This is a genomic window from uncultured Campylobacter sp. (assembly GCF_938017615.1).
Taxonomy (GTDB): domain Bacteria; phylum Campylobacterota; class Campylobacteria; order Campylobacterales; family Campylobacteraceae; genus Campylobacter_B.
This window is the reverse complement of sequence record NZ_CALIJA010000064.1, coordinates 1-3,305: the sequence shown is the minus strand read 5'-3', so window position 1 is coordinate 3,305 and position 3,305 is coordinate 1. Positions and strand designations below refer to the sequence as shown.

The following is a 3,305-nucleotide window of genomic DNA, read 5'->3' as shown; positions in this document are numbered from 1 at the left end:
TATAAACGTATTGCGTATTTAGGATATGCCACAAATCCGAAGTCGGACGGGTTCGTGCGCCAAAGCAAAGTAAGCCAGCAGCTTAAAAGCTTTGAAATTTTAAAAATTTAAGGATCATATAAATTTAATGAAAGTAAGATCGTCGATTTTTTACACCATCACGTTCATCTTCGCGCTCGCTGCCGTGGGCGTTTCGCTCGCTCTGCTCTGGCTCATCGGCTATGATCAGCAAAACTACACCCGCGAGCTAAACTCCAAGTACTCCATCGTCGCGCGCGCGAACCTATATCAGATGAGCAAGCTCATCAGCGATGTCGAATACGAACGGCAGGTCGCAAATTTCGAGTTTTCGACCATCCGCGATGAAGCCAAGCGCGATGAGATCATCAAAGGCGCCGAAATTTTAGATAGCATCTCCGCAGACATCGGCTCTGCAGACATCTTGCTTTTTAAACGCAAACACTACCTAAAGATCACCCACGCGGGCGAGACGCGGCTTTTAAACGACAAGGATTATCAGCCCTACCGCTACGATATTTTCAAAGCGATCTACGGCGTCATTTTGGCAATCATCCTGCTTGCGTATATCTTTATCATCCGCAAAATTCGCCCCCTTCGCAAGCTCAAGCGCCAGATCGATAAATTTGCTAAAGGCGATCTTCAGATCAAGGACGTAAGCGCGGGAAACGACGAAATTTCCGAGGTTTCGCACGCATTTTACGAGGCTGTCACGCAGATAAATAAGCTTAACGAATCACGCCATCTGTTTTTACGAAACATAATGCACGAGCTCAAAACCCCCATCACAAAGGGTCGCATTGCCGTCGAGATGATCGAGCGCGGTAAAAATCAGGAGCGCCTCATCTCCGTCTTTGAGCGACTGGAGAGCTTAATCAACGAATTTGCGGCTGTCGAGCGCGCGACTGCGGGCACGGCGCTAGTCGAACGCGGAATTTTTTCAATGGATGAAATTTTAAAAGAAGCGCTTAATATCGCGATGATCGAGCCCTGCTGCGTCACGCTGCAAAATCCGCTAGGCCTGAGCTTAAACGTCGATCTGAAGCTCTTTTGCGTCGCGGTGAAAAATTTAATCGACAACGCCGTCAAATACGCCGCAGACGGTAAAATTTTAATCCGCTTAGACGCCCAAACGATGGACTTCATAACGCTAGGCGAGCCGCTGCAGAAGGACTTTAGCTACTACAAAGAGGCCTTCGTCAAGGGCACGAACGCCAAACAAAGCTTCGGCCTAGGGCTCTACATCGTCGATAACATCGCCAAGGCGCACGGGCTAAAATTCCTCTACCGCAGGGAGGATGAGCTAAACGTCTTTTATTTCGAGGGGATAGAGAAGATAGCTGCGTTATGAAATTTAAGCACATTTTTTATATTATTGCGCCAAAAATTCGAAACGAGAAGATGCGAAATTTCATATTTTTAGCGCTGTTTTTAAACGCGACCATATTTTTTCTACCTCGCGGCGCACAAGCCGAGAGCTTCATCACCGACGAGGAGTACGGCGCGATGCTGTATAAAAACCCCCGCGGCATCGGCTGCGACAAGTGCCACGGCGAGAGGGGCGAGGGCTCGCTGATCGCGACATATAAAGAATTTAACCGCACCGCGGGCGCCTACTACGAGCGCGCCCTAAACGCGCCGCCGATCAACAATCTCTCGCTTCAGGAGCTCGCCGACGGGATCAGCAGCTCGCGCGACGTGATGCCAAGCTACTTCCTGACGCAAAACGAGATCATCATCATCTACAAATATATAAAATCGATAAATCAACCCAAAAAGAAGGAGAAAAAATGAATAATCACGACGAATTTTTAGCAGCACAAAAACTTATCCCCGGCGGCGTCGATTCGCCGGTGCGAGCATTCGGCAACGTCGGCGGCGAGCCTTTTATGGTGGATCGCGGCAAGGGCTCGTACATCTACGACGTCGAGGGTAAAAAATATCTCGATTTCGTGCAGAGCTGGGGCCCGCTCATCTTCGGTCACGCCGACGCAGACATTGAGCGCGCCGTCGTGCAGACCGTCAAAAAGGGGCTAAGCTTCGGCGCATCCAGCCCGCTTGAGACGCAGCTTGCCTCGCTGGTGCTAAAAAATTTTGATTTCCTAGATAAGATCCGCTTTACCAGCAGCGGCACCGAAGCTACGATGAGCGCGATCCGTCTTGCGCGCGCCTTTAGCGGACGGGATAAAATTTTAAAATTTGAGGGCTGCTACCACGGCCACAGCGACAGCCTGCTCGTCAAAGCAGGCAGCGGCGCAAGCACCTTCGGCAACGCAAGCAGCGCGGGCGTGCCACAGGATGTCGCGAAAAACACCTACCTAGCCAGATACAACGACATACAAAGCGTAAAGGACGTCCTAGCGCAAAACGACATCGGCACGATCATCATCGAGCCTATCGCAGGGAATATGGGCCTAGTACCCGCTGATCCTAAATTTTTAACCGAACTTCGCGCGCTGTGTGACGAGAAAAAGATCGTGCTGATAATCGACGAGGTAATGAGCGGCTTTCGCGCGAGCGAGCTAGGCAGCTACGGCATTTACGGCGTCCGCGGCGATCTAGTAACCTTCGGCAAGGTCATCGGCGGCGGTATGAGCGTGGCGGCATTTGCGGGCAAGCGCGAAATCATGGATATGATAAGTCCGCTAGGAGCGGTGTATCAAGCAGGCACGCTAAGCGGAAACCCCGTCGCAATGGCTGCGGGCATCGCTAGCCTAAGTAAAATTTACGCTAGCAGAGGCCTTTACGAAAGGCTCGGGAAGCTTGCTAGCAGGCTTACGGACGGGCTTTGCGCCATAGCAAATCGCCGCGGCATCGCACTGCAAACCGCCTGCGTAGGCTCGATGTTCGGCTACTTTTTCGCAGACGAAGAGGTGCGCGACTACGACGGCGCCTTGCGAGCAGACACCGCGCGCTTTGCGAAATTCCACGGCGAAATGATTAAGCGCGGCGTATTTTTGGCGCCTAGTCAGTTTGAGACGGGCTTTATCTGTGCCACGATGGATGAAGCGCAGATCGACTTTGCGCTAAACGCCGCGGATGAAGCGATGGCGGTGCTTTAAGGGCTGCGTTTTAAAATTTTACGGATTTTAGATGAGAGTAACGAAAAATTTAAACAAAATCGTAAAGGGCGCCTGCGACATCAGCCTAGGCATCTCAATCGTCGTAGCGATCGGCATCGGAGTAGCGATCGGACTTGGGCTGCGGCACCTCACGGGCTCGCTGCTTCTGCTCTGGTTCGGCATCGCTATCGGCATCGCGGCGGCATTTTTGAATGTTTACCGTGC

Annotated in this window: 4 protein-coding genes; all 4 read left to right on the top strand. The window is 51.7% G+C overall.

Annotation, left to right across the window (positions count from 1 at the left end; all coding sequences use genetic code 11):
- Window positions 1–127 precede the first annotated feature (127 nt).
- On the top strand, window positions 128–1,369 hold the full coding sequence (locus Q0620_RS02920) for an ArsS family sensor histidine kinase (protein ID WP_298783141.1): 1,242 nt from the start codon (window positions 128–130) through the stop codon (window positions 1,367–1,369).
- A gap of 50 nt (window positions 1,370–1,419) precedes the next feature.
- Window positions 1,420–1,812 carry a cytochrome C oxidase subunit III gene (locus Q0620_RS02915; RefSeq protein WP_298783140.1) on the top strand — a complete coding sequence of 131 codons (393 nt, stop codon included), beginning with the start codon at window positions 1,420–1,422 and terminating at the stop codon, window positions 1,810–1,812.
- Window positions 1,809–3,080: a glutamate-1-semialdehyde 2,1-aminomutase gene (hemL, locus tag Q0620_RS02910; RefSeq protein WP_298783139.1), complete on the top strand. Its 1,272-nt coding sequence runs from the start codon at window positions 1,809–1,811 to the stop codon at window positions 3,078–3,080. The genes Q0620_RS02915 and hemL overlap by 4 nt, the downstream gene beginning before the upstream one ends.
- Window positions 3,081–3,111: 31 nt before the next feature.
- A partial coding sequence (locus Q0620_RS02905; protein WP_298783138.1) for an AtpZ/AtpI family protein occupies window positions 3,112–3,305 on the top strand: 194 nt, incomplete at its 3' end.